The sequence below is a fragment of the Methylobacterium sp. WL116 genome (genome assembly GCF_008039455.1).
In the GTDB taxonomy this organism is placed as follows: Bacteria; Pseudomonadota; Alphaproteobacteria; order Rhizobiales; family Beijerinckiaceae; genus Methylobacterium.
Map to the genome: position 1 here is coordinate 1 of NZ_VRUV01000574.1, position 2690 is coordinate 2690.

Annotated in this window: 4 protein-coding genes and 1 pseudogene; 3 read left to right on the top strand and 2 right to left on the bottom strand. The window is 69.3% G+C overall.

What is annotated here, in order from left to right:
- The 3 genes and pseudogenes from FV223_RS24675 to FV223_RS24685 all read left to right on the top strand — a co-directional run.
- A pseudogene (locus tag FV223_RS24675) lies at window positions 1-193 on the top strand (ABC transporter permease); the annotation flags it as partial.
- A gap of 57 nt (window positions 194-250) precedes the next feature.
- The gene (locus FV223_RS24680; protein ID WP_246686532.1) at window positions 251-580 is read left to right on the top strand and encodes a DUF4258 domain-containing protein; all 330 of its coding nucleotides are present in this window, start codon (window positions 251-253) and stop codon (window positions 578-580) included.
- Window positions 564-761, top strand: coding sequence for a DUF2283 domain-containing protein (locus FV223_RS24685; protein WP_147729434.1), 198 nt, complete (start codon window positions 564-566; stop codon window positions 759-761). Before FV223_RS24680 ends, FV223_RS24685 begins: the two co-directional genes overlap by 17 nt.
- Before the next feature lie 105 nt (window positions 762-866).
- On the opposite strand, the gene FV223_RS24690 is transcribed toward FV223_RS24685, so the two are convergent.
- Complete coding sequence (locus tag FV223_RS24690; RefSeq protein ID WP_147729435.1) at window positions 867-1970, bottom strand: L,D-transpeptidase; 1104 nt, start codon at window positions 1968-1970, stop codon at window positions 867-869.
- A 122-nt stretch (window positions 1971-2092) separates the two neighbouring features.
- Window positions 2093-2690 (bottom strand): extensin family protein (locus tag FV223_RS24695; protein WP_147729436.1); only part of this gene is annotated, 598 nt, incomplete at its 5' end.

Sequence of the window (2690 nt, forward strand, 5' to 3'; positions counted from 1 at the left end):
CGCCACGGCGAGGACGAGGGCCGTGCGCAAGGTCTCGACGATGGCCGGCGCCGCGACGCTCGGCACGCCGATCGTTGCCGGCCTCCAGAACCAGAACACCGTGCCGATGCTTCAGGGCGCCGCCGCGACGGCGGCGCTCGCCTTCCTGTGCGACGCGCTGATGGTCGCGGCGGCAGGCCTGCTTCGCCGCTGATCGCCTCTTCGACGACGAAGCGCGAATCCAATAGGCCTGAATAGGAAAATACTCTACGTGAGGTACGTGACGTCCACCGGCTTCGTCGCACGCGAAATTGGCTTCGGTCTTTTGGGAGGGCGTGTGCGGATCACCTACGGTACGCATGCCCTCGGCAATTTGGTGGATCGAGCACTGGAGCGCGTGTGGATCGAACGCACCGTGGCAGAGCCGGAAGACACCGAGACGGACCCGAAGCACCCGGAACGAAGACGGGCCTATCGCTCGGTGCCGGAGCGCGACGGCAGGATGCTGCGCGTGGTATACGTGCCGACCGAAGATGGCGTGCACATCGTGACCGCATTCTTCGATCGCAGCCGGAGGCGCCCACGTGAAGTCGCGGTATGACGCTAAGACCGATGCGCTCTACGTGCGCTTCGCGGATGCCCCCGTCGTCGAAAGCGAGGAAGTCCGTCCCGGCCTAGTCCTCGATTTCGATGCCGCCGGTCGGATCGTGGCGGTCGAAATCCTCGATGCATCGGAGCACCTGTCCACCGGTGCGGACCTCCGGCACCTGACGGCGGCCTGATCGCAGGAGCATTTCCAAGCGAGGTGGAAGCCCGCTCGCCGGAAGGACATGAGGCCGAACGGCGGTTCGGAGCCGGTCGCCTCGACGACATGCGAGCAACCGGCTCTATTCGTCCTTGAACGACACCTTCGCCCCGCGGGCGACGTGGGCGGCGAGGTCGCGGGCGTTCCAGTTGGTCAGCCGGATGCAGCCGTGCGACTCGGTCTTGCCGACCTTTTCCGGCTCCGGGGTGCCGTGGATGCCGTAGGAGGGAATCGCGAGGTCGATCCAGACGAGGCCGACCGGGTTGTTCGGGCCGGGGCGGATCGAGAACTTCTTGCGGCTCTTCACGCCCTTGAAGCGGTACTTCGGATCGTAGGTGTAGAACGGGTCGAAGGCGACGCCCTTCACCTTGGTCTCGCCGCTCGGCGCGGGCTTCTCCTCGCTGCCGATCGAGGCCGGATAGTAGGCCAGAAGCTTGCCGTCCTTGCCGAAGGCGCGCACGTCGCGGCTGCCCTTGTCGACCTCGACGCGGTCGACCTTCGGGTCCTGCGGCAGGTCCTTGGCCTTGGGCTTGTCGAGACCCATCGGCGCGATGCCCGCGACCAGGATCACCGTTCCGGCCTTGTCGAGGGGCTTGTCCGGGTTGAGCTGGCTCAGCAGGTCGCGGCTCATGTGGAAGCGCTCGGCCAGCATCTCGCGCGGGTTGGTGTAGCTCATCGCCTTCAGGTCGGCCTGGGCCTCCATCTTCGGCGGGATCGTCTCGACATAGGGACCGGCCGCATCCGCCTCGGTGATGGTGTAGTCGGCGACCACCGGATCGCCGCCGGTGGCGGCGAGCTTGTCGAAGACGTCCTTCGTCAGCGTCTTCGTCGCAGGCAGGCCCTGCGCCACGGCGTAGGCCGAGAGCGCGCCCTGGAGGTTCTCGCCGTCGCGCCCGTCGATGGCGCCGGGGAAGAACCGCGCCCGGTCGAGCAGCACCTGGACCTTGATCGTCAGCGGATCGGGCCGGTCGTTCGCCTTCGCGGCCCCCGAAGACTTCGCCTCGCCCTTCTTCGCATCCGTCTTCGCATCCTGGGCCGGCTCGGCGAAGGTCGCGTCCCGGATCGCCTGCGCGCTCGGCGCCGCGGGCTCGTTCTTGCCCGACGCCTTGGCCGGCTCCTTGTCCGATGCGGCAAGACCTTGGCCCGCGAGGCAGGCCAGGACGACGGCCGCGAGGCCGGTCCGCATCGTCGATCCGCACGTCATGGTCGAGGCTCCCGGAGCCGATTCGCTCCACGCGATCAAGTGTCGGCGAAGCGTGAGCGTTCCCCGCCAAACGGCACGGCGGCATCAGGTTTCCGCGACCGCCCTCACTGGCACAGGCGGTGCCCGGCGTTGCGCTCGCGCTCGTCGAGATGAAGGTGGTTGGCGTGCGCGGCGTTCGAGCCGGGGCCGAGCACCGTGCGGAAGAACCCGCAGGCCCGCGCCCGCACCGCATCGAGGAAGCGCCCCTCGGCCGAGCCCTCCGGCATCGCCCCGACCGCGATCGGCGGACGGCCGGCGAAGGTGAAGCTCATCACGTCGACGCCGTTGGCGAAGGCGTGCTCGCTGAGCTTGGCCTCGACGTCGTGGTTCTGCCCGCGGCACTCGTAGGAGGTGCCGATCGCGATCCCGGTCAGCGGCTGCTTCAGTTCGCGCTCGGCCGCGACCTGCGCCTCGGTCGCCCAGCGCGCCAGCGCCTCGGCGGCCGCACAGGTCAGCGTCGCCGATTGCGGAAGCGCGACGTCGGGCAGCCCCGTCACCTTCAGCGGCAGCGGCGTGCCGCACTGCCCGTTGACGATCGCCGGCAGCGGCTCGAACGCCGCGCCGAGGCGCTTCAGCCTGACCCGGCAGGCGGTGTCGTCCGGCGCCGCGACCTTGAGGGCGAGCGCCGCCTCGCCCGACAGCTCGGCCGGGCGCTCCGGGGGG